Source organism: Micromonospora sp. NPDC023888, from assembly GCF_040639415.1.
In the GTDB taxonomy this organism is placed as follows: Bacteria; Actinomycetota; Actinomycetes; order Mycobacteriales; family Micromonosporaceae; genus Micromonospora.
Genome location: NZ_JBEZZW010000005.1, coordinates 184,193 through 209,581, shown reverse-complemented (window position 1 = coordinate 209,581; position 25,389 = coordinate 184,193). Strand labels below are relative to the sequence as shown.

The 25,389-nt window shown below is 69.8% G+C and carries 20 protein-coding genes; 9 read left to right on the top strand and 11 right to left on the bottom strand.

All coding sequences use genetic code 11. From position 1 onward, the window contains the following. Positions 1–414 precede the first annotated feature (414 nt). Together AB0F61_RS06695 and AB0F61_RS06690 are read left to right on the top strand one after the other, a co-directional pair. The gene (locus tag AB0F61_RS06695) at positions 415–1,107 is read left to right on the top strand and encodes a response regulator transcription factor (RefSeq protein WP_357804019.1); all 693 of its coding nucleotides are present in this window, start codon (positions 415–417) and stop codon (positions 1,105–1,107) included. After that, positions 1,104–2,555: a HAMP domain-containing sensor histidine kinase gene (locus AB0F61_RS06690; RefSeq protein WP_357804016.1), complete on the top strand. Its 1,452-nt coding sequence runs from the start codon at positions 1,104–1,106 to the stop codon at positions 2,553–2,555. Before AB0F61_RS06695 ends, AB0F61_RS06690 begins: the two co-directional genes overlap by 4 nt. Before the next feature lie 202 nt (positions 2,556–2,757). Here the strand turns inward: AB0F61_RS06690 and AB0F61_RS06685 are convergent, their stop codons facing one another. The 3 genes from AB0F61_RS06685 to AB0F61_RS06675 all read right to left on the bottom strand — a co-directional run bounded on the left by AB0F61_RS06685 (position 2,758) and on the right by AB0F61_RS06675 (position 8,873). Further along, the gene (locus AB0F61_RS06685) at positions 2,758–4,902 is read right to left on the bottom strand and encodes an MMPL family transporter (protein WP_357804013.1); all 2,145 of its coding nucleotides are present in this window, start codon (positions 4,900–4,902) and stop codon (positions 2,758–2,760) included. Between the two features lie 408 nt (positions 4,903–5,310). Continuing rightward, positions 5,311–6,654, bottom strand: a complete 1,344-nt coding sequence (locus tag AB0F61_RS06680; protein WP_357804011.1) for a hypothetical protein — start codon at positions 6,652–6,654, stop codon at positions 5,311–5,313. Beyond that, on the bottom strand, positions 6,651–8,873 hold the full coding sequence (locus AB0F61_RS06675) for an AAA family ATPase (RefSeq protein WP_357804008.1): 2,223 nt from the start codon (positions 8,871–8,873) through the stop codon (positions 6,651–6,653). The genes AB0F61_RS06680 and AB0F61_RS06675 overlap by 4 nt, the downstream gene beginning before the upstream one ends. 105 nt (positions 8,874–8,978) lie before the next feature. Between AB0F61_RS06675 and AB0F61_RS06670 the strand changes: the two genes are divergently transcribed. After that, on the top strand, positions 8,979–9,914 hold the full coding sequence (locus AB0F61_RS06670) for a hypothetical protein (RefSeq protein WP_357804005.1): 936 nt from the start codon (positions 8,979–8,981) through the stop codon (positions 9,912–9,914). Between the two features lie 219 nt (positions 9,915–10,133). On the opposite strand, the gene AB0F61_RS06665 is transcribed toward AB0F61_RS06670, so the two are convergent. Then, positions 10,134–10,703, bottom strand: coding sequence for a TetR/AcrR family transcriptional regulator (locus tag AB0F61_RS06665; protein WP_357804003.1), 570 nt, complete (start codon positions 10,701–10,703; stop codon positions 10,134–10,136). Positions 10,704–10,801: 98 nt separating this feature from the next. Between AB0F61_RS06665 and AB0F61_RS06660 the strand changes: the two genes are divergently transcribed. Continuing rightward, positions 10,802–11,917, top strand: a complete 1,116-nt coding sequence (locus AB0F61_RS06660; protein WP_357804146.1) for an epoxide hydrolase family protein — start codon at positions 10,802–10,804, stop codon at positions 11,915–11,917. Between the two features lie 12 nt (positions 11,918–11,929). Here AB0F61_RS06660 and AB0F61_RS06655 read toward each other — a convergent pair whose 3' ends face one another. After that, positions 11,930–12,880 (bottom strand): aldo/keto reductase, encoded by a 951-nt coding sequence (locus AB0F61_RS06655; protein WP_357804001.1) that lies wholly within the window; start codon positions 12,878–12,880, stop codon positions 11,930–11,932. A 102-nt stretch (positions 12,881–12,982) separates the two neighbouring features. Between AB0F61_RS06655 and AB0F61_RS06650 the strand changes: the two genes are divergently transcribed. Beyond that, positions 12,983–13,903 (top strand): helix-turn-helix transcriptional regulator, encoded by a 921-nt coding sequence (locus AB0F61_RS06650; protein ID WP_357803998.1) that lies wholly within the window; start codon positions 12,983–12,985, stop codon positions 13,901–13,903. Between the two features lie 32 nt (positions 13,904–13,935). Here AB0F61_RS06650 and AB0F61_RS06645 read toward each other — a convergent pair whose 3' ends face one another. After that, on the bottom strand, positions 13,936–14,103 hold the full coding sequence (locus AB0F61_RS06645; protein WP_357803996.1) for a hypothetical protein: 168 nt from the start codon (positions 14,101–14,103) through the stop codon (positions 13,936–13,938). Positions 14,104–14,381: 278 nt separating this feature from the next. Between AB0F61_RS06645 and AB0F61_RS06640 the strand changes: the two genes are divergently transcribed. The 4 genes from AB0F61_RS06640 to AB0F61_RS06625 all read left to right on the top strand — a co-directional run bounded on the left by AB0F61_RS06640 (position 14,382) and on the right by AB0F61_RS06625 (position 17,775). Next, a complete protein-coding gene (locus AB0F61_RS06640) occupies positions 14,382–15,260 on the top strand; it encodes a pentapeptide repeat-containing protein (protein WP_357803994.1) in 879 nt (292 codons plus the stop codon). Positions 15,261–15,461: 201 nt separating this feature from the next. Beyond that, positions 15,462–15,905: a GIY-YIG nuclease family protein gene (locus AB0F61_RS06635; protein WP_357803991.1), complete on the top strand. Its 444-nt coding sequence runs from the start codon at positions 15,462–15,464 to the stop codon at positions 15,903–15,905. A gap of 275 nt (positions 15,906–16,180) precedes the next feature. Continuing rightward, a complete protein-coding gene (locus AB0F61_RS06630) occupies positions 16,181–16,600 on the top strand; it encodes a barstar family protein (protein WP_357803988.1) in 420 nt (139 codons plus the stop codon). Between the two features lie 521 nt (positions 16,601–17,121). Continuing rightward, the gene (locus AB0F61_RS06625; protein WP_357803985.1) at positions 17,122–17,775 is read left to right on the top strand and encodes a hypothetical protein; all 654 of its coding nucleotides are present in this window, start codon (positions 17,122–17,124) and stop codon (positions 17,773–17,775) included. 215 nt (positions 17,776–17,990) lie between these two features. On the opposite strand, the gene AB0F61_RS06620 is transcribed toward AB0F61_RS06625, so the two are convergent. The 5 genes from AB0F61_RS06620 to AB0F61_RS06600 all read right to left on the bottom strand — a co-directional run bounded on the left by AB0F61_RS06620 (position 17,991) and on the right by AB0F61_RS06600 (position 25,298). Continuing rightward, positions 17,991–18,605, bottom strand: a complete 615-nt coding sequence (locus AB0F61_RS06620) for a DUF305 domain-containing protein (RefSeq protein ID WP_357803982.1) — start codon at positions 18,603–18,605, stop codon at positions 17,991–17,993. Further along, positions 18,602–19,900 carry a DUF1996 domain-containing protein gene (locus AB0F61_RS06615; protein ID WP_357803980.1) on the bottom strand — a complete coding sequence of 433 codons (1,299 nt, stop codon included), beginning with the start codon at positions 19,898–19,900 and terminating at the stop codon, positions 18,602–18,604. The genes AB0F61_RS06620 and AB0F61_RS06615 overlap by 4 nt, the downstream gene beginning before the upstream one ends. Positions 19,901–19,921: 21 nt before the next feature. Beyond that, positions 19,922–21,724 (bottom strand): discoidin domain-containing protein, encoded by a 1,803-nt coding sequence (locus AB0F61_RS06610; protein WP_357803977.1) that lies wholly within the window; start codon positions 21,722–21,724, stop codon positions 19,922–19,924. Positions 21,725–21,985: 261 nt separating this feature from the next. Beyond that, the gene (locus AB0F61_RS06605) at positions 21,986–22,795 is read right to left on the bottom strand and encodes a DUF1996 domain-containing protein (RefSeq protein WP_357803974.1); all 810 of its coding nucleotides are present in this window, start codon (positions 22,793–22,795) and stop codon (positions 21,986–21,988) included. 259 nt (positions 22,796–23,054) lie between these two features. Beyond that, complete coding sequence (locus AB0F61_RS06600; RefSeq protein ID WP_357803971.1) at positions 23,055–25,298, bottom strand: discoidin domain-containing protein; 2,244 nt, start codon at positions 25,296–25,298, stop codon at positions 23,055–23,057. Between the last annotated feature and the right edge of the window lie 91 nt (positions 25,299–25,389).

Genomic DNA, 25,389 nt, shown 5'->3' with positions numbered 1-25,389 from the left:
GGCCGGCGGCGATCCGCAGCGTCGCGATCAGCCGCCGCACTGCCTTCGCGCGGCTGCCAGCCACGATCGCGCGTGTCCCATTGGCATGAGCGGGAGCGCCCTACCGCCTCTACGGAGACGCCAACGCTGACGCCTTCGGGTCCACCGAAGAGTTCACACAGAGGGTGGGGCGAGGGACTGGTGGAGCAGTTGGTGGACGCACACCTGCGGGTGGCGCGCCGGCACTCCGTTCTCGCAAATATCCGTGCCGGCGGTCCCACGGTTCGTTGCCGTCCCGTCAGTGGTCAAGTCTGGGCTCAGGCATCCGTTAAGGGCACGGCCCGCGGGCACCAGAGGCGACGGTTCTAATCCTGGCTTCAGGTTGACCGGGAAGGATGAGCGGCAAAGCATCGACTGGAAAGGGGGCGGGCCGGCGTGCGGATCCTGATCGCGGATGATGACGGGGCCATCCGTGAGTCGCTGGAGCGGGTGCTCCAGGTCGAGGGTTACGACACCAGCACCGTCGCCAACGGTCTCGCTGTGCTCGACGGGGTCGGTGGGGCGGGCGGTGACGCGCTGGATCTGCTGATCCTCGACGTGATGATGCCTCGCCTCGGCGGGTTGGAGACCTGCCGGCGGTTGCGGGCCGCGGGTCGGGATCTGCCGGTGCTGATGCTGACCGCCCGTGACCAGGTCTCCGACCGGGTCGCGGGGCTCGACGCGGGCGCTGACGACTACCTGCCCAAGCCGTTCGCCACCGAGGAGTTGCTGGCCCGGGTGCGGGCCCTGCTGCGCCGGCGCACGCCGGCCGACGGGGAGTCGCAGATCCTGTCGTTCGCCGACGTCCGGGTCGATCCCGACAGGTTCGTGGCGTGGCGTGGCGGGCGGCCGCTGCGCTTGACCCGGACCGAGTTCTCCCTGCTGGAGGTTCTCGTGCGCAACGCGACCCGGGTCTTGACCCGCGACGCGCTGTTCGAGGCGATCTGGGGCTTCGACATGAGCGCCACCGCCAACAACCTCCAGGTGTACGTGAGCTACCTGCGCCGCAAGATGGAGGCCGAGGGTGAGCCGCGATTGATCTACACGCTGCGCGGCCTGGGATACACGTTGCGGGAGACTCCTCCGTGAGCAGGCCCGCCGGCCGGGAACCGCGCCGGCTGACCCGGTGGTGGCGCCGGCGGTCCCTGCGGACCAGGCTGACGGTGATCGCGGCGACGGCCATCGCGGTCAGCGTGTTCGTGGCCTTCCAGGTGGCCAGCGAGCTAATGGACTGGGAGCTGCAGGACACCGCCGAGGATCAGCTGCGCGCCGACTCTCGCGTCCTGGCGATGGACGCGGAGCACGCCGGTGTGGCGCAAATTCAGCTACCGCCGTATCCCGGGGCCGGTCGGCTGGTACGGCTCATCCTGCCCGACGGCTCGACCCGGACGCCGGTCGGCCAACCCGCGCTGCCTCCGGTCAGCGGGCGCGCCGGGCGCGTGGCGCAGGGCGCGTCGGCCGACCTGATGGAGTCGAACGACAGCGACGAGGACGGCTACCGCATTTACACGCTGCGGGCGGGCGACGGCGCGGTCCAGGTGGCCCGCAACAGCGACGACAGCCCGATCAACCGGTTCGGGTTCGGGATGTTGCTGATCGGGCTGCTCTGCGTGGCCGGGGGCGCCCTTGTCGGGCGGACCGTGGCGCGGGCCGGGCTGGCACCGATCGATCGGCTGACTGCCGCAGCGGTACGTGTCGCGCACACCCGGGTTCTCGACGCCGACATCCCGGATGAGGGCGGTGGGGAGATCCGGCGGCTGAGCCAGTCGATCAACGAGATGCTCGCCGCGCTCCGGGACTCCCGGCGGGCCCAGCGGCTGCTCGCCGAGGACGCCGCCCACGAACTCAAGACCCCGCTCACCAGCCTGCGCCTCAACGTCGAGCTGCTGATCCGGCTCGATCGCCGCGGCACCCTGGACAGCGCACTGTCGGCGGAGAGCCGGACCCGGTTGCTCAACGATCTCGGCGCCCAGGTGGCCGAGTTGAGCACCCTTGCCACCGAACTGACCGAGGTGGCGCGCGGTGACGTCAGCGACGAGAGCACCGAACTGCTCGACCTCGCCGACGTGGTGGTGGCCGCCGCGACCCGGGCGCGTTCCCGCGTGCCTGACATCGAGGTCGCGCTCGACGTGACCTCCGTGTGGGTGAGCGCGCGTCCCGCTGCGCTCGAGCGGGCGGTGCTGAACCTCATCGACAACGCCGGCAAGTGGTCCCCCGCGGACCAGCCGGTCCAGGTCCGGCTGCGTGCCGAGGGCGCGTCGGCGGTGCTCGAGGTCGACGACGCCGGGCCGGGCATCGACGCAGTCGACGTACCGCGGGTGTTCGACCGGTTCTACCGTGCCGACAGCGCCCGGGGGTTGCCGGGATCCGGTCTGGGGCTGTCGATCGTGCAGCGGGTCGTCGACGCCCACGGCGGCCGGGCCGCTGTCGCCCGTTCCACCCGCGGTGGCGCGCTGCTTCGGGTCGACCTTCCGGCCGCGGCCCCGCCCGCCCCGATCGCGCGCCGCGCCGCCGGGGAGGGCACCGCGGCGCGCTGACCCCGTCCCGGCGGTGCGGCGCAGGACAAGAGACGGCCGCCTTCGGTCACGACCCCGCGCCGTCACCTTCGGGGCCGGACACCGCAGTGCGCCGACCCCACCCGGCGCGTCGCGCAGGACCGGAGGGCGGCGGCCGTCGGGCCCACGAAAGGACACGGGACGGGCGCGATGCCCGTCCCGGATCTCGTCCGTGCCGCCGCGCTCACCGTTGCAGCGCGGGCTCCTCCTCGTCGGCGAGCGTGTGTCGACCGATCGGCGGGCCTGCCGCTCGACGGGACAGCCGGCTCGGCCACCAGATCCGCCGGCCGATCAGGAGGGTGAGGGCGGGCACCAGGACCGACCGCACCAGCAGGGCGTCGAGCAGCACGCCGAAGGCGACCAGGAACCCGACCTCGATCAGCATCACCAGCGGAAGTGTGGCGAGGACCGCGAACGTGGCCGCCAGGACCAGCCCTGCCGAGGTGATGACGCCACCGGTGGCCGACAGGGCCTTCAGCATGCCCTCTCGGGTGCCGAGACGGACGGTCTCCTCCCGGGCCCGGCTGGCCAGGAAGATGTTGTAGTCGACGCCGAGCGCCACCAGGAACATGAATGCCAGCAGCGGCACCGAATAGTCGATACCTTTGAACCCGAGGATCGTGTCGAAGACGAACACGCTGCCGCCGAAGGCCGCCGCGAACGAGACGATCACAGTCGCCATCAGGACCAGCGGGGCCAGGATCGCGCGCAGCAGCAGCCCGAGGACGATCAGGACGACGGCGAGCACCAGCGGGATCACCCGTTTCTCGTCGCGGCTGGTGGTCACCTCGGTGTCGAGGTTCTCCGCGCTCGGCCCGCCGACGATCGCCTCGGCCCCGTTCACCGCGTGCACAGCGGTGCGCACCCGCTTGATCGTGTCGTACTCCGCGGCGGTGTCCGGCGCGTCGGTCGGGAACACGGAGATGTCGGCCCAGCCTCCGACGGTCTGGCCCGGGACGGCCTCTGCCACGCCGGGAGTGCGCTTGACGATGTCGACCACCCGCTCCTGGTACGCCGGCCGCGTATAGATCGTCATCGGCTGGCCGCCGAGCTCCGGGAAGTGCTGGCGGAGAACGGTGAAGCCGGTGACGGACTCCGGAGCGGACAGGAACTGGTCCTGCTCCCGCAGGGCGCCGGTGTTACCTGTCAGACCGATGGCGAGCACGCCGAGGACTCCGAACGAGCCGAGCGTGGCCACCCACCGTCGGCGGCTGATGCCGGTGCCGAGCCGTCCCCACAGCCCCGGCTTGTCCTGCACGGCCGTGCTGAACCGCGGGATGGCCGGCCAGAAGATTCGCCTGCCGAGCACCACGAGCACCGCCGGGAACAGCGTCAGCGTGGCCACCAGCGCGCACAGGATGCCGGCGGCGCCGATCGGGCCCAACCCGCTGGTGCTGTTCAGGTCCGCGACGAGCAGGCAGAGCAGGCCGGCGACCACGGTGGCCGCGGACGCGACGATCGCCGGCGCCGCGCCGCGCAACGCGTGGACCATCGCGACCCGGACGTTCTCGTGGTGGTGCAGTGCCTCCCGATATCGAGCGATGAGCAACAGCGCGTAGTCCGTGCCGACGCCGAACACCAGGATCGTCAGCAGCGCCGAGTTCTGGTCGTTGACCACGATGCCGAAGCCCTTGACGAGCAGGTAGACGGTCGCCATTGCAGTCAGTGCGGCCGCGCCGACGACCAAGAGCGGGATGAACCACAACACCGGGCTGCGGTAGGTGAGGATAAGCAGGACCGTGACGACGACGACGGTGGTGAGGAAGACCTGCAGGTCGATGCCGTCGAAGACAGCGTCCATGTCGCCGTCGATCGCGGCCGGGCCAGTCACGTCGAGTTCCAGGCCGGTGGGGCGGTCCTTCGCGGCGTCCCGCAACGGGCCGACGATGGCCTCCGGTGCGCCGTAGGTCGTGCTCACGTCGAGGGTGAACATCATCGCCTTGCCGTCGGTGGAGAGTCTTGTCGCCGGGCCCTCGTCGTCCTCGCCGGCCGCCGCCTTCGGCGGGTACCGCTCGGCAAGGGTGTTGTAGTGGCGCTCGACCGTCGCGCGGTCGGCGTCGGTCATGCCGCCGGCGCGGTGGTACACGAAGACGAACGTGTTGTCCTCGCCGCCGGGGAGGCTGTCCTCCAGCACCGCCACTTTGGTGGACTCGGCGCCGGCCGGCAGGGTGTCCACGGCTCTGTCGGTGGTGACCGAGCTCAGCTTTCCGCTCAACGGCACCATGACCGCCGCCAGCGCCAGCCACAAACCGATCACGAGCCACGGCACCCACCGACCTGCCAACCGACCGGGCGGCGCTTCCCTGGGCGGCGCTGCGTTGACTGACATCAATAGCCTCCTGACGGGTTGCATCGCTTGTCTGAGGCCAACTTCGTACCGAGCGAATCTGAGACGACCGTTAATCCCGTGATCAGAGCGGAAATTCGACAGTCCACGGTGGAGGTTCGCGGCGGGCGCCATGACGCTGGTGACAGCGTTCGCTGCTGTCGCCGCTTGCGGGTCGGACGCCGACAACAGTGCGGCGCCCCCAGCTGCCGGCCCGCACCGCATGCATGCGGGCGCGTCGTCGGCTCCACCGCAGTCGCTGCGCGTCGGTGAGCGGTTCCTGGACCTGAAGAATGTGTGGCTGCAGGTGAATGCTCCGGCGGCGTTGCCGAGGGGTGGCGGCCAGCCAGGGGTTGAGTCGTGTCACCGTACGTACGGCAGCAGCCGAAGGCGCCGGCGCCCCCGGCTGGGTCACGACCCCCAGCGGTCGGTCGCGGCCAGGATCGCGGCGCTCACCGGCACCCGGGTCAGGAAGGCGCGGCGGTGCTCGGGGTCGGCCATCGTCTCGGCCTTGGCCAGCAGGATATCCCGGGCCCGGGCGAGCGCCCGCTGCGCGTCGGCGTCCCGGCCGGCACGCCGCAGCACGTCGTGGTGCACCAGGTGGACCTCCTCGCTGCGCAGCGCCGGCAGCGCCCCCACCTTCTCCAACCGGATCGCCGCCTGCTCGGCCAGTGTGACGGCGCCCGGCAGGTCACCGAGTTCGAGCCGCACCTGGGCGTGCAGGATCAGCGCGTTGAGTTCGCTGCGCAGGAAGCCGGTCCGACGCGCGTCCTCCTCGTTCTCCACGAGCAGCCGGTCCGCGGCCGCCGGGGCCCGCCGCTCGTAGCCTGGGTGGATGAGCAGCTCGGCGAGGTAGTTGCGCAGGATCGGGCGGACGCTCGCGTGCCGGGTCTGGCGGAGGTGCCGCCACCCCTCGTTGATCGGGCCGGCCGCCTCGGCCGGCCGGCCGCTCTCCAACTCCAGCTTTCCGAGCAGGCCGAGGTTGTAGCCGAGGTGAGTGCTGGCGTCCGGTTCCCGGGGCGTACGGTCGATCGCCCGGCCGAGCACCTCCCGCCCCTCCGCGAAGCGGCCCGCGGCCACCAGGAGCTGTCCGAGGTAGTTGGACATCATGAGGAACTGGTCGAGGATGCCGGCGGTCTCCAGGTCGGCGAGCGCCCGGCGCAGCCAGCTCTCGCCCTCGTCGAAGTTCCCCGCGTCGAAGTGGCCGACCCCGAGGAAGCCAGCAATCCGCCCCGATCGCACCAGCACCCCGATGTCGCGACTGTCCAGCCCGTCGACCAGCGCGTGCGCCTCGGTGAGCAGCTCCAGCGTGCGGTGCAGGTCCCTGCCGGCCATATGGTGGCCGAGTTCGGCGATGGCGTCGACCTGTGCCAGCGGGTCGCCGCTCTCCCGGGCGTACCGGACCGCCTCCTCCAGCACGGAGATCGCCTCGGGCAGGCTGTTCGTGGCGATCAGGTACGCGCCCTGCGCGTGCCGGGCCATCGACTTCAGCAGCGGGTCGCCGCTGTCGTCCGCGGTGTCCAGCACCGCCGCCACCAACTCGGCGGTCGGCCGCTGCGGCGACCCCTCGGCGCCCCACCAGCGCTGGGTGGCCGAGAGCAGCACGTGCAGCGCTCGGACCCGGGGCTCCGGTCGACGTACCGGTTCGGCGTCGAGCAGGTCGAGCGCCTGTTCGCACAACGCGACGGCATCCCGGTCCCGACCGTGGAAGTAGGCGAGCTGGGCCGCGCCCACGAGTTCCTCCGGTCCACTCATTCCGCACCCGCTCTCGTCAATCGTTCCGCCTCGGCGCTGAGCCATGCCGCCGGGCAAAGGTCCGGGTTCGCACCGACATGCCGGGCCGCCTCGGCCAGCCGCGCGGACGCCTCGGGTACGTCGCCGGCCAGCATCGCGGCGGCGGCGAGCGCGAGCGCGGCGGCGGCCGGCTCTTCGGCGCTACCGGCCCGTTCGAACGCGCGCCGGCTGAGCTGTGCCTCGCCGGTGGCCTCCTGGAGTCGCCCCGTCGACCAGTAGACCCAGGCGAGGTTGTACCGACAGAAGCCCTCGACCCTCGGCTGCTCGGAGGTGAAGGCGTCGGCCAGGCCAAGCTGGAAAGTGTCGGTCGCCGTCCCGGTGTCACCGAGCCCGAGCTGCGCGAGGCCCAGCACGTTGCGGGCGTACCCGATCGCCTCGGTGACCCGAGTGCGCTCGTACGCGCCGATGGCGGCGACCGCCTCGTCCCGGGCCTCCGCCCACCGTCGCCCGACGAGGTAGGCGGCGCTCTTCGCGTCCCGCGCCCGCGCCACCAGCAGGTCGTCGTCGTGTGCCTCACCGAGCTCGCGCAGCCGCTCGGCGGTGCGCAGCCCGTCGCCCATGTTGCCCAGGTAGCTGTGGGCGAGGCTGACGTTGATCAGGGAGTGGCTCTCGTTGTGGTAGTTGCCGAGCCGGTGCGCCAGGTCGGCAGCGGCCAGCCCGCTGGTGATCGCCTCCTGGAGCCGACCCGCAGGCCGGTACGCGCCGGCGAGCAGGCGCAGCGCGTTCTCCACCTTCCGCTCGTCCCCGTCGGCCCGGGCCAGTTCCTCGGCGCGCTCCAGCAACGGCACCGCGGCGGCCACCGGGCCACCGATCGTGCGGGCGAAACCGAAGCCGAGCAGGTGCGCCAGGATGGTGTCGTCGTCGGTAAGGTGGCCGTCGACCTCGGCGTGCATCTCGATCACGGCGGCCGTCGATCCGCGCCAGACCATGAACTCGCCGATCTGCTCCAGCAACCGCGCGGCCAGGCCGTAGTCGTACGCCTTGACCCAGTGGTGAAACGCCCAGCGGTACGCCGACACGTCGTCGACGACCTCCCACCGCGACTCGTCCGGTGCCTCGTGCAGGTAATACTGCGCGACACGCCGTTCCAGCGACCGCCGGCCGAGCACGCCGGACTCCGGCAGGCCGGCGTAGGCCAGGTCGGCGTCGAGCGGGTGCAGCACGAACGTGCGGGACCGCCGGTCCAGCGTCGCCATGTGGGTACGCGCCAACGTGGCGAGGGCCGGAGCGGCGTCGACGGCCGGCGCGATCGGCCGGAGCACCCAGGCGACCGCCTCCACCGACGCCGGACGGTGGAAGACCGCGAGCACGTCCAGCACGATCCTGGCCCGCTCGTCGAGGCGGTGGTAGCGGTCCTGGGCCAGGCCGGCCACGATGTCGCCGCGGCTGCCGAACGAAGTCAGCATCTCGCCCAGCGACGGCATGGTCAGGTAGTCGTCGCTCATCGCGGCGAAGACCAGTTCCAGCGCGCGGGGGATGCCGTACACCTTGCGGGCCATGTCGGCGAGTTCGGCACCGCTGGCGTGGCCCAGCGCCGTCGTTCCGGAGCGGTCGAGGTCGCGCAGCAGCTGGACCGCCTCCTCGGTGGGGAGCCCCTGGTCCAGCCGGAGGCGGGCCTCGTAGCGGCGGACCGCCGCGGGCAGGGCGGGCGGCACCTGGCTGGTGATCAGCAGGCGCGGCGGGCGCGGTGCCCGGAAGACCAGGTCGAGCAGGAGCCGTAGGTCCTCGTCCGTCAGCTCCCCCTCGTCCGTGAGGTGGTCCTCCAGGTTGTCGACGACGATCAGGCAGCGCAGCGGGGCCAGCGCGGTGAAGAGTTCGAGTACCTTGTCGGCCGCCGAACGGCCGCTGGACCAGACCTGGAGCAGGCGCTCCTCCTCGGCAGGACCGAGCAGGTGGGCGGCGTCGAGGAAGATCCGCTCCAGGCTGATCCCGGAGGTGCGGGAGCTGACGTTGACGATGCCGCCGGGACGATGTCCGTCGACGGCCGTCATCAGCCGCTCGGCGGCCTTGGCGGCGAGGGCGCTCTTGCCGATGCCGCGCCGGCCGACGACAGTCACGACGCGGGTGTCGGGCCGCACCAGCGCCTCGACGATGTGCTCGAGCTCGTCGACCCGGTTGCGGAAGGTCTCCAGTCCGTAGGCCACCGGCACACCGACCACTTTGGTCTCGGTCGCGCGCATCGGCACCGTCCAGGGATGATGGAACCAACCTGCGGCCCGGAGCACCGGACCGTCGCCGTCCCTTCCCGACGGTAACCGAGCACCGCCACCCGGGGAATGAGGCACATGCTGGTCAGGTTCTGGCGGCTCGCCCGCGACCCCAACACCACCCTGCCGATCCTGGCGACACTGGTCGGCGCCGGGATGGTGGTGGCCGGTTGGCTGATCGCAGGCCGGTCCTACGTGCCCGGCCTGCTCCAGCAGTTCGGCTCGGCACTGGTGATGCTGATGCCGCTGCTGTTTCTCGGCCGAATGTTGGAGGCGCGGATGCGCCGTACCGAGGAGCAGACCCGATCGATCTCCAGCGACCTGGCGCAGGTGCGCACCGAGGTCTCGGCCACGGCCGCGATGATCGACGCGTTGAGCGCGACCAGCCGGGACGACATCGAGCGACTCGGCGAGCGCCGGGACGAGGCGTTCGCCGCCGCCGACCGGTCGCCGACCCAGCGCGCCGTGGCCCGGGTACTTGTCGAGGCCGACTCCGTCTCGGCGATCGCGCCGCGCGGGGTACGGGTGAAGGTGCGGGCGTCCGGCGCGCGGCTGCGGGTCCGGGCGCCCCGATCCCCGGCCGAGGCGGCCAGCCTGCCGGTGGGGCTGGAACGGGCCGACGGTCAACCGATCGACACGCTCGACTGGCGTGCTGGCGAGAACGAGGCGGACCTGGCCGGCCGCATCGCGGCGGCCCTCGTGGTGGATGCCGACGCGTTGCTCGGCGGGTGGGCCGGCGCCCTGGTGGACACGCTGCGGACGGCGGTCGCCGCACAGACCGGCCGGCTGCCGGTGGAACTGGGGCCGGTCGTCGAGATGCCCAACGACCAGTGGGTCATCTCCACCGATGGGCTGCACTGCATGGAGCGGCCGTATCACATCCCGCTGGCGCGCCTGCTCGACCGCCGGGAGGACTGGCCCCGGCACATGCGGACCAAGAGTTGGGTGGCGCACGGCAAGTTCGTCGAGGCGTACGACCTGGCACTGGCACTCGTGAACAACGGACGGCATTGACCGCCTGTGCGGGTCGACGTCGGGCGTGCACATGGCCGCGGTAGACGCCGCCGCGTCGCATCAGCACCCGCGCCGCCCCGCGGCGCCCCGCCCCGCGCCGATCGGGGCAGGTCACAGACAGCTCGAAGTGCTCCGGGTCGCAGCAGCTGCCGAGCCAGCCGTGCGGAGCGCCGGCGGCCGCGAACGGGTGGATCCCCGAAGAGCGCCGGACGGGAACAGTCAGGGTTGCTCGTCCACGAGGGCGATGGCGCGCGTCTCGGGGACTCCCAGCATCAGCAGGCTCGTGATCGCCGCTGCCCGGGCGTCGAGGGTTCCGTTCGGCAGGTCGTTGTCGGCGATGGCGAACACGGCGCCGTAAGTGACCTGGCTCAAGATCCCGGCCGGTAGGTGCTGTGCGAACACGCCGCTGTCCTGGCCGCGTTTCACCAGGTCGGCGAGGAGTTCGTCGACCGGGCCGAGCAGCCCGTGGATGGTCTCGCCGTACTCGCCGCGGCGCAGCGCCAGCAGCACCCGGTAGCGGTGTGTCACCGGCCAGACGCGGGCGACGAAGGCGACCCACGCCGCCTCGGCTTCCATGCCGCCGGCGTTGACCTCGGTCAGCACGGCTGTCATCTCGGCGACGGCCCGTTCCATGAGTGTCCGGAGCAGGTCGAGGCGCGTGGGGAAGTGGCCGTAGACCGTGCGGCGCACGACGCCGGCGGCGGTGGCGATCTCGCCCATTCCCGCTTCCGGGTTGTCGCCCAGCACGTCGAGGGCGACGTCGAGGATGCGTTGGCGTGTCTCGTTCATCAAGCGCGTACGGGAGGACTCGGCCGGCACGGGAGCATCATTGCACACTGGTGTGCAATCACTTAGGCTGCACACCAGTGTGCAACGAAGGAGAAGCGATGATCCGCCCTTTCACCGTCTCGATCCCCGACGCCGAGATCGACGACCTGAAGCAGCGACTGGCCCGAACCCGTTGGCCGGACCCGGAGACGGTGGACGACTGGTCCCAAGGGGTCCGCCTGGAGAACGCCAGAACTCTGGCCGACCACTGGGAGCACCGCTACGACTGGCGGCGTTTCGAGTCCGAGCTCAATCGATTCCCGCAGTTCCTGACCGAGATCGACGGCCTGGACATCCACTTCATCCACGTCAGGTCCAGCAATCCCGGCGCGATGCCGCTGATCCTCACGCACGGCTGGCCGGGCTCGATCGTCGAGTTCCTGAAGCTGATCGGCCCGCTGACCGATCCGGTCGCGTTCGGCGGGGACGTCGCCGATTCGTTCGACGTGGTCATTCCGTCGCTGCCCGGGTTCGGGTTCTCGGGGAAACCGGCGACGACCGGGTGGACGGTGCCGCGCATCGCGAGCGCGTGGGCGGAGCTGATGAAACGCCTCGGCTACACCGGATGGGCCGCGCAGGGCGGCGATTGGGGCGCCGCCGTCACCACCGCCCTCGGGGCCATGCGGCCCGAGGGGCTCCTCGGCATTCACCTGAACACCCAGTTCGCCTTTCCCGACCGCATACCCGACACCTTGTCGCCCGAACAGCGCGACGCCGTGGAGACCCTCGCCCACTACACCGGTGATCTCGGCGGGGCGAACCACCTTCAGGGCACGAAACCGGAGACCATCGGATTCGCGTTGGCGGACTCGCCCGCCGGTCAGGCGGCCTGGATCTATGACAAGTTCCAGTCCAAGACCGACGACGAGCTCGGCACCGACGACATGCTCGACGCGATCTCGCTCTACTGGTTCACCAACAGCGCGGCGTCGTCCGCCCGCATCTACTGGGAGAACCGCTCGAGCACGTTCGCCGGCCCGAAGCTGACCCTTCCGGTCGCGGTGACCGTCTTCCCCAAGGACATCCCCCGCCTGCCGCGAAGCTGGATCGAAGACACCTACGGCAACCTGATCCACTACGGCGAGGCCGGCCGGGGCGGACACTTCGCGGCCTTCGAACAACCCGAGATCATGGTCAGCGAGATCCGCACCGGCCTGCGCACACTTCGTTCCTGATCGAAGAGCCGCCTACATGGCTTGTTCCCACCAGCCGCGCGTGTCGACGCCGGTGGCGTCGGCCAGCGCCTCCAACTCCGCGATCTCCTCATCGGCGAGTTCGATGCCGCGAGCCCGGACCAACCCGTCGATGTAGTCGGCCTTCGTGACCCCGATGATCGGCGTGGTCCCCTTGGTTATGGCCCAGGCGGTGGCGACGTCGGCGGCCGACGCGCCCCGGTCCGCGCCGATCGCCCGCATCCGCTCGGTCAGCGCCTGCAGCTTGGGCAGGACGTCGTTGTACGCGGCCGCCCGGTTCGTGCCGGCCGGCAACGGATGGGCCACGCCGTACCGTCCGGTCAGTGCCCCCTGCTCGAGGACCATGTAGGCGAAGAACCGCACGTCATTCTCGCGGCAGTGATCGAGAATGCCCGCGCGCTCCGATCCCCGGTACAGCAGGCTGTAGTGGTTCTGGACCGCCTCCACACGAAAACCGGCCTCGCCGAGGATCTCGTCGGCCAGCGCGATCTGCTCCAGATTGTGGTTCGAGACGCCCACCTGCCTGATCTTGCCGCTCTGCAGCAGCGGAATCAGCTGCGGCGTCCAGCGGGCCACGTCGGCGGGATTGTGGATCCAATAAAGATCCACATATTCCGTACGCAATCGGTCAAGGCTCTGTTCCAGCATCTCCGCCACCGGATCGCCGCCGTCGCCCGCGGCCTGCGGGGTGAACTTGGTCGACAGCTGGTACTCGCCACGGTCGTAGCCTTCCAGCGCCTGTGCGAGGACCGTCTCGGAGTGACCCATGCCGTACACCACCGCAGTGTCCCACAGGGTAAACCCGTTCGCCTGCGCCTTCTCGACAACCTCGCGCAGCCCGTCCGCGGTGAGCCGGCTGCCGAAGTAGCCGTCGCCCTCGCCGCTGTCTCCCCAGGCCCACGTGCCCAGCGCCACCGTCGGTTCTGTCTGTGTCTTGCTCGTCATGTCCACCAGCAGACCGCGACGCCCGCCACCGGAGAAGGTCGAGCCTATGGGGGTACAGCCTCGACCCCTTTCGCGTCGTGACCAGCGGATACCGTGAAAGACATGGACCAGCAGCCCGGGAACCGCGACGAGATCCGCGACTTCCTCGCCAGCCGGCGCGCCCGGATCACCCCGGCGCAGGCCGGACTGCCGACCAGCGCCCGCCGCCGGGTCGCCGGGCTGCGGCGCGAGGAGGTAGCCGTCCTCGCCGGCGTGAGCACCGAGTGGTACACCCGGCTGGAAAAGGGGCACATCGGCGGCGTGTCCGAGGATGTTCTCGACGCGGTCGCCCGCGCCCTGCGCCTCGACGACGACGAACGCACCTACCTGTTCGACCTGGCCCGGTCCTCGCGGGCCGGCAGTCGCACGCCCTCGCGTCGCCGCGACGTCGAAGTCCCGCCCCGAGTCCAATGGATGCTCGACTCCATGACGATGTCCTCGGCGTTCGTGCGCAACGGACGCACCGACGTCATCGCCGCCAACCCTCTGGCCCAGGCCCTGCACGCGCCGATGTTCGCCAGCGCCACCGCCGACAAGCGTGGGCGCCCCAACCTCGCCCGCTACATCTTCCTCGACCCCGGCTCCCCTGACTTCTTCGTCGACTGGACCGCCGCCGGCCACGCCACCTCCGCCCTGCTGCGCGCCGAGGCCGCCCGCGAGCCCCGCGACCGCGCGCTGCGCGACCTCATCGGCGAGCTGTCCACACTCAGTCAGGAGTTCCGCGACCAGTGGGCCGCGCACGACGTCCTGATCCGCCACGACGGCGTCAAACGACTCCAGCACCCCGAGGTCGGCCACCTGGAGCTGACCTTCCAGGACCTCGACCTGCCCCTGCCCGGCCGCGCCGTGCACAACCTGATGATCTACACCGCCGAACCCGGCACCCCGTCCGAGGACCGCCTCAAACTCCTCGCCAGCTGGTCGGTCACCCCAGCTGAGAAAACCAGAACAACAACAGAAAACGCCGATTCCGTACGGCGATAACCACCCGACGATCACCGGCAGGTTTGCGCCGGTCACCTGAGGCTGGGCGGCGGTTCTCCGGTCGTACGGGAAACAAGATTCTGATCGTCATCTCGCCACGCTGGTGCGGGAGGGGCGGCAGCGGGTCGCAGGCAGCCGATCAGCAGGAACAATCCGAGCATGTTGGCGGCGAAGACGATGGCCGTCACGATCAGCGGCACCGGGCTGTCCCAGCCGCGCTGCAGTCGGGGCGCTCTGATGTGGGCGAGCACTGGTGGAAGCCGCAGGGTCCAATGGAGTCGTGCAAACCTTCCGTGCTCGCCTCGCCGCTGTCCGTACCGCGTGGAGAACAGGCGGGCCAGCGTGGCCACCCGCCGGGTCTGACCGCCAATCGCGGTCCCGGCGGCTAAAGGCCGCTGCACCGCCTCGCGTACTGCCGCGCCGGCTGTCCGCGTCCGGAGTTGCGTCAGCTGGGGGGAAGCTGACTCCGGTATGCCAGGTGCACACGAAGCCTGACAAGTGGCAAAAGTGGACCGCGATAGCGAGCCTTCTGTCAGTGCTCGTGGTCGGCGGTGGCTTGATCGGGACGAGCGTCTACAACGGCAACCAGCAGCGGCTGGGCCTGCTCCAGCAGCAGCTGGCCGAGCAGGGCCAAATTACCGATCGGTTCACCAAGGCCGTCGACCAGCTCGGCCAGTCCGGCCCGCAAAAGATTGACGTCCGGCTGGGAGCGATCTACGCCCTGCAACGCATCATGCGCGACTCCGCCAATGACCAACCGGCGGTTGTCGACATCCTCAGCGCGTTCATCCGCGTCCACGCGCCGGCACCCCGCCGTACTCGGAACAGCTTGCCTGTATGGCAACTCCCCCCTCGGCCTGTAGACATCCAGGCGGCCCTAACCGTGCTTGCACGCCGTGACCCGCTCCGCGACGGCGAAGGCCATGTCGACCTTTCTCGAGCCGACCTTAGCCGCGCCTCCTTGCTCTCCGCCCACCTCAGCGGCGCCGGCCTGCGCGAAGCGGACTTGAGCGGCGCGGACCTGCGCGAAGCGAACTTGAGCGACGCGAACCTGGTCCTAGCAAACTTGAGCGACGCGGACCTGCGGGGCGCGACCCTGCGCACCGCAGACCTGCGCAACGCGAATCTGCGCAACGCGCGCTTGACCGCCGCGCGCCTGTACGGCGCGGACTTGAGCAACGCAGACCTGGGCGGCGCGGAGCTGAACAGCGCGGACCTGACCGCCGCGGACATAAATCCTGAACAACTTCCGTGCACTTTCCTCGATGGCAGCACAGTGCTCCCGGAAGGAATAGCGCGGCCGCCGCAGACGCCTTTCCTTCCAGTTACGGATCCGCAGTGCAAGCCAATCAGGTGAGTGTGTCAGGACAACTCCGCACAGTGAGCCGGTGCCGGTGCGGTAATCAGGCCCTGCGGTATTTTCTGATCTTGGCGGGCCGAGACCTGTTCTGGGCCCGAGTAGGTATGCGAGCCTGCTCGGTGACGAGCTCGCCACTGTTGTGGGCACCGCGCAGACCGGCCTGGTCACGACCGGCGTCGCCAGGGGAGAATCGATGCGATGACGACCTACGACGAATACCAGGACAGGCAGCGGCTGGTCGGCCGATACCGACGGGTGATCAACAAGTACGGCAGCGATCCGAAAGAAGCCATGATCGAAGCCAGCCAGGAGGTCTTCGGCGACTTCGGTGACCCCGGCCTGCCGCACCGCTACGCCGGCGTGTACTTCATCGCCAGCGGCCCCTACATCAAGATCGGTCAGGCCCTAGATCCGTACAAGCGGATGCAACCCTTCCACGGCGCCAACCCCCACGGCCTGGAGCTGCTGCACGTCATCGCCGTAGACAGCGAGCCAGAACGTCGGCAACGGGAGAAAGAGCTCCATCGGCGGTTCAACCGTCTGCTCCTGCCCCGCCAGCGCGAATGGTTCGAGGGCGACCCCGAGCTGACGGGGTTCATCGCATCCAAGTGCGCCAGGGAGTGCTACCCGTCGTCGACCTAGATCTGGCCCTGGTCCCGGGCGGCGAGGTAGGCGCTCCAGTCGGTTCGGGCCCATCGACTCCAGTCGTCGGCTGTGCTGGGCGCGCGCTGGGCGGACTCCAGCAAGCTCACCCGCAACGCTCCACATCGATCTGCAACACGCCTTCGGACGTGGCCTTAAGCCTAAGGCGCCCCCGACCTGCTCAGACGGGTCCGGCTGTCAACCGGGTGCGCTTACGGACGCCGCTCCTTGTCAGCGGCCGATCCGGATGCTGGGGTCGCACCCATACTTGCCCCGTGACCAAGCAGAGCGATGCCCTTCCCGTGCTCGTCATCGACGGAGTCACGTTCGTCGATTTCGCCGGCTTCGTAAGCGAGTTCTCGCAGCTGCTTTGCCACGGCACCTGGAACGGAAACCTCGATGCCTTCAACGACATCCTCCGCGGCGGCTTCGGTACCCCCGAGACCGGATGGGTACTCAAGTGGGTCAACTCTGACTCCTCCCGGATCGCGCTCGGTCATGATGCGACGGCCCGCTGGCTGGAGCAGATCCTCCTCACCTGCCACCCATCGCACCGCGCGAGCATCAAGGCCAGGCTCAGGGACGCACAGCGTCGCCAAGGGCAGACGCTGTTCGACATGATCGTAGAGATCATCCACGAACACGGCCCAGGAGGCAGTGAATCCGAGGACGGGATCATCCTCGAGTTGCTCTAACCGTTCGGGTCCCTTCTGACCGTCGCCGCCCAACCCCAGCGGCATCCGCTCACCAGGACCACGCCTCCGCTGGCCTCGACTCCCAGTCTGTCACTCGCTGTGGCCGGCAGCCTCTCGGCGGGTCTACGGCTACCCTCACGCCATGCAAGCCCTTTTGGTTGATCTGCTACCGATGACGCTGTGGCAACCTGGCAACCTTTACGCCGGAGGGCGACTGCACTTCTGCGTAGGTTGGAGTGATGAGCGGACCGTCGACTGGCAGGGGCGTCAGATTCTGGCTGGGAAACCCGGCGGCGCTGCACGGATCAATCAGCGCTACTTCCAGCCCAAGCAAGGTGACTAGGGCAGCGGCCGACGCTCAGCTTGAGAATCGCGTTGATCTACACGGGGCGTAGCCACATTGTGGGGGCAGCGGCACGCGGTGTGTCTGCCTCGCTGATCGGGCGTCCCGCGCTGCCCCATACTGACCGCCGCATCGGACACGCTACGGGCACGGTCATCTGACGTCGAGGAGGGTCGTCATGGCGTTGGTCAAGAAGGGCTCTCGGCTGGATTGGTGGGTCGGCCGTGCCCGTTCTCCCGTCGGCGGTCGCTGCGATTGTCCGCAAGGCATTGGCCGAGGGATGGCAAGCCACCCTGTCAGGCACGGCCTTCCTTATGACTACGCCCGTGGGCTGATGACACGACGCTTCGGTGACCGGGCCACGTTCGCGGTGGAGATCGGCGAGGTCGAGCCGCACCAACTCCGCGTCGTCGACCTGTGGGCGGCTGGCACGAGGCTGACCACCGAGGACAACTACGCCTTCCTCCCGTACTTGATCCGCGTGATGCGGTCGAGCGCGGCGCAGGTGCGCCGACGCGAGGTCAAGCCCTGTCCCTTCCCGGGCCGCACACCGGAGGAGATCTTCCGGCTGCTCCACGCAGACGACACAGAGTTTCGGGAGCAGTCCTGGTTCATGCAGTGGGGCGAGACCGTCGACAACGTCTCCAAGTACGCCTACCTGGACGACGACCTAGTGATCATCTTCGCGTTCTGGCGGCCAGACCATCCCTTTCCGGATGACCTGGGCAAGGTCTTCGTCGCCAGGATCCCACCGGAAGAGTTCGTGTCCACCGTCGAGGAAGCAGCCGATCTGCTGGACGCCGAGTTGGTTAACGTCGAACCGCCCCGGTGACCGAACCGCCACGCCCTACGGCGTCAAGCTCACCTTGACGACTCGTTCGAGCGCGCCGGAACGCCTCGTCCCGCGACGTTTTGGAACGCTACAGGCCCCGTCGGGCACCCTCTACACCGACGAGGGCAACCACTGGGACATCCTCTACCACACCTGTGGCTGCTGACGCCTGAACCACCCGCGGTCGCCGCCGGCGTCCGACGTGGCGGACAGGGTCACGGCGTGGCCGTCGTCCGCCTGAGCCAGCCGAGTTCGGTGACCCGGGTGTGCCGCATCCGCTCCGCGAGCCGCCGGGTCTCCGGATCGGCCCCGTTGGTCTGTTCGGCGTCCGCGAGCCGCGCGCCCTGCTCCACATGCTCACGCAGGGTCTCCCGCACGGCGCGGTCGAACGCCGCGGCGCGCAGTGAGCGCAGCACGACGAGGTCGGCCGGGATCACCATGCCGGGCAGGTCGTGCCCCTCGTGCTGGTTGACCGCCGGGAGCCCCGCGTTGCCCCGCAGCCGCCTCAGGTCGTCGAGTTCCGCGCGCCGGCCCGCCGCGATCCGCCCGGCCAGGTCCCGGATCCGCTCGTCGGTGGTCTGCCCGGGTACGAGGTCGAGCGCCTTGAGCACCTGTTCGTTCATCGGGATCATCAACTGGATCCAGGCCACGTCGGTGCCGCCGAGCGTCGCCGTGGCCGGGGTCGACACGACGGAGGCCGGCGCGGCCCTTTCCGTGGCCGGCCCGGTGGCGCAGCCGGCCGCCGGCACGAGGGCGAGCAGCAGCCCGGCAAGCAGGGCGGACAGCCTCGCCGGCCCGGTGCCGGGCCGGCGAGGAGGTACGACCGTCACGGCGTCCCGCTGACGCCGCACTTGATGATCGGGCGGATGCAGTCCCGTACCCGGCGCTCCATCTCCGCCACCGGCCAGGCGTTGAAGAAGTCGCCGTGCATCGTGTAGCCGGCACCGGACGCGAGCCGGAAGCGGGCCGTGTCACCGTTCGCCGGGTACCGGATCACCTGGCGCAGCTTCGGCACGGGCACCGGGTGGCTGGCCGGGCAGTCGTTGTTCACCGGGTACGCCATGTGGCTCTGGTGGTTGGTCGAGTCCAGGTTCACCCCGTCCCAGCACTGCGGGAAGTCCAGGTACGACTCGATCATGCTGCCGGCCGGACAGCTGACGAAGTTCTTCGACGGGGGTACCTCGCCATGGTGCAGGCAGGACCACCGGGCGATGCTCTGCTCCGGCGCGGTCGCCTTGGCGTTCCCGGCGACGATGCGCAGACCCAGCGGCAGCGGCTGGATCCGCGCGGTCACGTCCGGGCGGACGCCCTCACCGAGATAGTAGAACGTGGCGATCGACGGCTCGACCGGCTGGTTGTCGACATAGAAGGTCGGGATCCAGTAGGACGAGGTGTCTACCGAGGGATTGCAGTTGCTGTTGGCGTTGAGCAGGTCGTTCACGGTGGTGTACGCGTTCGTCACCCTGCTGCCGAAGAAGCTGTGCATGTGCGAGGCGCCGGGCAGGCCCGGGAAGACGATCGGGTCGTCCGGCAGCCGGTGGCTGAACGGACAGTCGGCGAGGAACTCGGCGACCCGGACGACGTCGCCGGGCGGCCTGGTCGGCGGCGGAGCGCCACCCCCGCCGTAGACCTGAAACTCCCACAGCGACACGCCGTACTGGGTGGCCCGCTGGGTCGCGTTGACCCGGACGTACCGGCCGCTGCCGGAGACGGCGAGATCCTGTACGCCGCCGGAGCCGGTCGTGGTGCTGTAGACGGTCGTCCAGGCGGTGCCGTCGGCCGAGGTCTGCACCGTGAAGGCCCGCGCGAAGGCGGCCTCCCAGCGCAGCACCACCCGGCTGACGGTCGCGGTGGCGCCGAGGTCGACCCGCAGCCACTGCGGATCGCTGAACGCGCTGCCCCAGCGGGTGCCGTTGTCGCCGTCGACGGCGTTGGCGGCCGGCGTGCCGCCGTTCTCGGTGGAGGACGCCGTCGCCGGTCTGCCCTGGGACAGCAGGGGGTCGGCGGCGTCGGCCCGGATGCCGGTGGCGACCAGGTAGCCGCCGAGCATGGCGACGAGCGCCACGGCGAGCACGGCGGTACGCAGCTGCCCGCGAGCCGGTGTCGGAGATGTTGGCAGGGACACGAGGACTCCTTCCGGGCCGGGCTACTGGTAGACGCGGACGTAGTCGACGAGCATCCGCGACGGGAACGGCGTGGTGCCGTCCACCGGTCCCGGGAAGTCGCCGCCGACGGCGAGGTTGAGGATGAGGTAGAACGGGTGGTCGAAGACCCACGGCCCACGGGTCGACTCGACCGTGGCCTTGCTGGCGACGAAGACCGTCTGCCCGTCGATCTTGAAGGTGATGCCGCGACTGTCCCACTCGGCGGACCAGACGTGGAAGCCGCCGGAGAGGTCCACCCCGCCCGGTGACGGGTACTTCTGGCCGTACCCGTTGCCGCCGTTGTAGGCCGGCGCGTGCAGGGTCGAGTAGGCCTCCAGCGTGTTGCGGCCGAGGACCTCCATGATGTCGACCTCCCCGTTGTACGGCCACGGCCGCCCGCTGAGGAAGTCGGCGCCCATCATCCAGAACGCCGGCCAGAGCCCGTTGCCCTTCGGCACCCGGATGCGGGCCTCGATCCGGCCGTACTGCACCTGGAACTTGCTGCCGGTGTTCATCCGGTGCGAGGTGTACGAGCGGCCGTTGACGGTTTCCCGGCGGGCCTCGATGACGAGTGAGCCGGCGCCGTCCAGGCTGGCGTTGTCGTTGTTCGTGTAGTACTGGAGTTCGTTGTTCTGGCCGGTGCCCGTATCGATCGTCCACTTGGTCGGGTCGGGCTTGCCGCCAGCGGCGCCGTTGAACTCGTCGGCGAACACGAGCCGGGTGGCCGGGAACGTCGGGTCGGGAGGCATCGTCGGCGGCGGGGTGGGGTTGCCGCCGGTGCCGTACACCTTGAACTCCCACAGCGAGTACCCGTACTGGCTGCTGCGGGCGGTGCCGTACATCCGCACGTACCGACCGGTGCCGGTCACGTCGATGGTCTCCTTGAAGCCCTTCCCGGTGGTGGTCGAGTAGACGGTGGTCCAGGTGGACGCGTTCGGCGAGACCTGAATCTGGTACGACCTGGCGTACGCGGGATCCCACTGCAGCACGACCTGGGTCACGGTGGCGGTGGCGCCGAGGTCGACGTAAATCCAACCCGGGTCGACCCAGCCGTTTGTGGGACTCGTCGCCCAGCGGCTCGCTGGGTCGTAGTCGAACGCCTTGTCCGGCGTGCAGCCGAAGCACGCGCCGTCGTTCTGGCTGGTCGACGCGACCGCCGGCTTGGCGTACGACAGCAGCGTCGCGCCGCCGGGCGGCGGGGTCGTGGGCGGCCGGGTCGTCGGCGGCGGGGTCGTGGGCGGCCGGGTCGTCGGCGGCGGGGTCGTGGGCGGCGGGCCGGTGCTGCCGTAGACCTCGAACTCCCACAGCGACGCGCCGTACTGGGTGGCGCGCTGGGTGGTGTTGATCCGGACGAAACGGCCGGTGCCGGTGACCGCGAGGTCCTGGACGCCGCCCGTGCCGGCCGTGGTGGTGTGGATCGTCGTCCAGGTGTCGGTGCCGGTGGGCGATGTCTCGATGGTGAACGCGCGGGCGTAGGCGGCCTCCCAGCGCAGCACCACCCGGCTGACGGTGGCGGAGACACCCAGGTCGACCCGTAGCCACTGCGGGTCGCTGAACGCGCTGGACCAGCGGGTGCCGGCGTTGCCGTCGACGGCCGCCGAGGCGGGGAACGCCACGGACTCGGTCGACGAGGCGGTGACCGGCCGCCCCTGGGACAGCAGCGCGTCGGCGGCGTCGGCCGGCGGCGCCAGGATCGCCAGGTACGCGCCGGGCAGCAGGAGCAGTGCGCTGCCGAGGGCCGCGAGGCGGCGGCCACGCCCGGCTCGGGACAACGGGGTGAGGGACGGGGCGAGAGTCCGATTCATCGGTACTCCTTCGGGGTGGCGGCGGCGGGACCGACAGCTCACTGCTTCGGGCCCAACTCGCAAGAGAGCGCTCTCCGACGTCACTCACTCTTAACCCTGCCGACCACGGATGTCAATGAAATCTGATTGATCAGCATGAATACGCTGACGGGCGGCGGATGGTCGTGGCGCCGGGGCCGGCCGCCTCCGGACGCGGCCGATCGTGGCCGGGCGACTCCCGCTCGACACGGAGCACCGGCCACGATCGACGCCACCTGACCGCTACGGCTTCTTGGGGTCCTCACCGTAACCGTTGCACTGCCGACCCCCATTGATGCAGTAGGCCACGACATAGGCCTGGCGGGCCGCATTCCACCCGTTCATGAAGTCGTAGTGGAATGAGTAGCTGGCCCCCGAGGAATATGCCAGGCCGGCGGTGCTGGTGCCCGCCAGCTTGTACGGGAGCTTGATCTCCAGCATCGGCAGCGGGACGGGGTGGTCGGCCGGGCAGACCCCGCTCACCGGCCAGGCCATGTGCGACTTGTGGTCGGGCACGTCCAGGTGCACGCCGTCCCAGCAACTCGGCGCCTTGAGGCGCACGACCAGGGACGACCCGGAGGGGCAGGAGGCCGGCCAGTCGGTGCCCTTGTAGCCGGTGCACGACCAGCTGCCCCCGAAGTGCGCCGCGTCCGGCGTCTTCACGTCCCCTACGAGCAGCTTGAACCCGGCTGGGAAAGGCTTGACCGTGCGGTAGTCCTTCACCCCGGACTTGTAGTACACGGTGACGATGCTGTTCGGCACCGGCGCGCCGTTCTGCGACAGCGTCGGGAACCAGTAACCGGACGCGTCGAGGGTGTCCTGACAGGACGTGGCCCCACCGACCAGGGACTGCGGGGTGGAGTTGGCGTTGGTGGTGGGGTTGCCGATGAACGTGTGGTTGTGCGACGCACCGGGCAGACCGGGAAAGACGATCGGGTCGTCGCTGAGCCGGTGGTTGACGTCGCAGTTGGCGTGCGCCTCCTGATACTGCGCGAAGGGCGGGTCGTCCGCCGCGAACGCCGTGCCGTTTCCACCGACCGCGGCGATTACCACGACACTCAGGAAAACCGCGGCGAGCGGCCTGGCGACAACTCTCCGACGCCCTCCCGAAACGGCTCTGGACAAGAGCGACCTGATGCTCATCGAATCTCCTTTGGACGTAGGAACGAGCATCTATTTCCAAAAGCTAACAATGGCCCGAGATTGAAACAATTGGTTGCCATCAGTTTGCCAAAAGGGCTGGCCGACGGTGCCGCGTAACAACCCGCACAGAGGTGTCCGGCCGACCCGGGCCGGCCGGACATTCGATGATTCACGGGTAGCTGATCACGTTGTGCGGGGTCACGGAGGACGGCAGGGCCGCGTCACCGGTGTCGTTGATGACGTGGGTGATCGAACCCTTGCCCAGGGACACCGTCAGCACGTCGTGGAACCTGACGTTGGGATTGACCGGAACCTCAAAGGAGTGATAGGCGGCGATGGACGGGTCGGCGGTGAACACGCAGTAGCTGCCGAGCCCCCAGGCCTCGTGGCTGGTCACCGAGTTGGCCACCTTGTAGGCGGCGTAGCCGGTGATGCCGTCGTGCGACCAGGCTGCCGCGCTCGGCGGGTCGTAGGGCAGTTCGTTCTGGAAGAAGATGGTCCGGCCGCCGTTGCCGTTCCAGATCACGTTGTACTTCTGGAAGTGCTCGACGAACAGGCCGAGCGCGGTGACGCCGGCGCCGTTGACGACCAGGCCGGTGTCGGACGGGTTCGTGGTCCACCCGGCCCCGGCGCCGTGGTCGGCACGCCAGGCCCAGATGTGGTCGATGATCGTGTTGTTGCTGTTTACCACCAGGGCGTTGGTGACAGCGGCCGGGCCGGCGCCGCCGACGCGCAGAAACACGTCCTGGAGCGAGATCGGATTGGCGGCGTGGTCCGCGTTCGCGCCGCTCTGGCCGACCTGGAGCAGCGACGGCGACCGGGTGGTGCCGGCGTCGAAGAGCAGCCCGGCCACCTTGACCCCGTTGACGTCGGCCACGTTCATCGCGGTGACCCCGTTGTCGGCGATGAGGGTGGCGAAGCCCAGGCCGAGGACGACGGTGTCCGGCCGGGTCACGTTGATGGTCTGGCCGACGTGGTAGACCCCCGGGGTGAAGAGCAGGTTCAGGCCCTGCGCGAGCGCGCTGTTGATGGTGGCCGCCGAGTCGCCCGGGTGCGCGACGTAGAACTGGGTCAGCGGCAGCGACGTGCCGGCGGTGTTGCCGGCCGCCCAGGTGACGCCGGAGCTGTTGGTACGCAGGGACGGGACGAACACCCGGTAGGCGCCCGACGAGTCCGTGTACAGGTAGGGCTTCTCGCGGCTGACCGGGGTCTTCGGCACGACCGTGTAGGGCGGCTTCGGGAACGTGTTGGCGGGCGCCCCGGCCACACCGGAGAAGACCACGTTCCAGACGCCGCCGTTCCAGCCGCCGACCTGACTGTCCCGGGTGTACCACTGCTGCTGCGAGCACGGGCTGACCGTGCCGCTGATCCGACTGTCGGCGATGTACCCGCCGCTGGCCCACCCGCAGTTGGGCGAGGCGAGGGTCATTCCGCCGTGCACGTCCATCCGCCGGAACGGCGCCGCCTGGGCCACCGCCCACCGGTCACGGCCCGACACCGGAGTGATCGACATGTTCTCCGCCGAGCGCCAGAAGTTCTGCGTCGCGTTGCCGGCCATCCAGCCCGCGTCGACGGTGACGTCACCGTTGATCTGCACGTCGGCCGGGTTCTGCCCGAGGCCGGCGATCGAGGTGTAGAAGCCCAACTGGGCGTTGAGGCCGGTGTACGAGCCGGGCTTGAACAGCAGCGCGTACCGCTGCGTGCCGAACTGGTTCGTCTCCTGCGTGGCGAACACCTGGTCCAGCTTCGACTGGATGCTGGACGACGACATCGACGGGTCGAACACGATGACGTTGGAGCCGAGGTCGCCCCCACCGGGAGTGGGCGGGCCGGTCGTGGGCGGCGCGGTGGTGGGCGGCGGGGTCGTGGGCGTCGACCCGCTGTGCACCACCAGCTCGAAGATCGAGTATCCGTAGCCGGTAGCCCGGGTGGTGCCGTACACCCGCAGGAAGCGGCCGGTGCCGCTGACCGGGATGGTCTGCGTGCCGCCGCTGCCGGTGGCGGTGGAGTAGAGCGACGACCAGTTGCCGACCCCGTTGGGTGAGACCTGGATCTGGAACGCCTTCGCGTACGACGTCTGCCAGGTGAGGACGACCTCGCAGACATCGGTGCTGGCACCGAGGTCCACCTGGAGCCACTGCGGGTCGCTGAACGCGCTGGACCAGCGGGTCGTGGCACTGCCGTCCACGGCGTTGGCCGCCGACAGCCGGCTGTTCTCCACCGACGACGCGGTGGCCGGCCGGTTCAGTGCGACGTTGGCGGTGCCGCAGCCGGCTGCGGCGGCGGTGGCGGTGGCGGACGGGGTGGTCACGGCGAGGGCGTAGCTGACGAACACGGCCAGGCCGGACACGGCCGCGGCGAGCGCGCACCGGCGTCTGCCGGTCCGGCTCGCCCTGCTGACGGAGCGTTGCATGACATCTCCCTGATGGGGTCAGGATGGAAGCCACCGCCGACGGCCAGGCGGCGGTGGCTCCGTGGGGACGGGTACCGAGGGGCCCTCGACG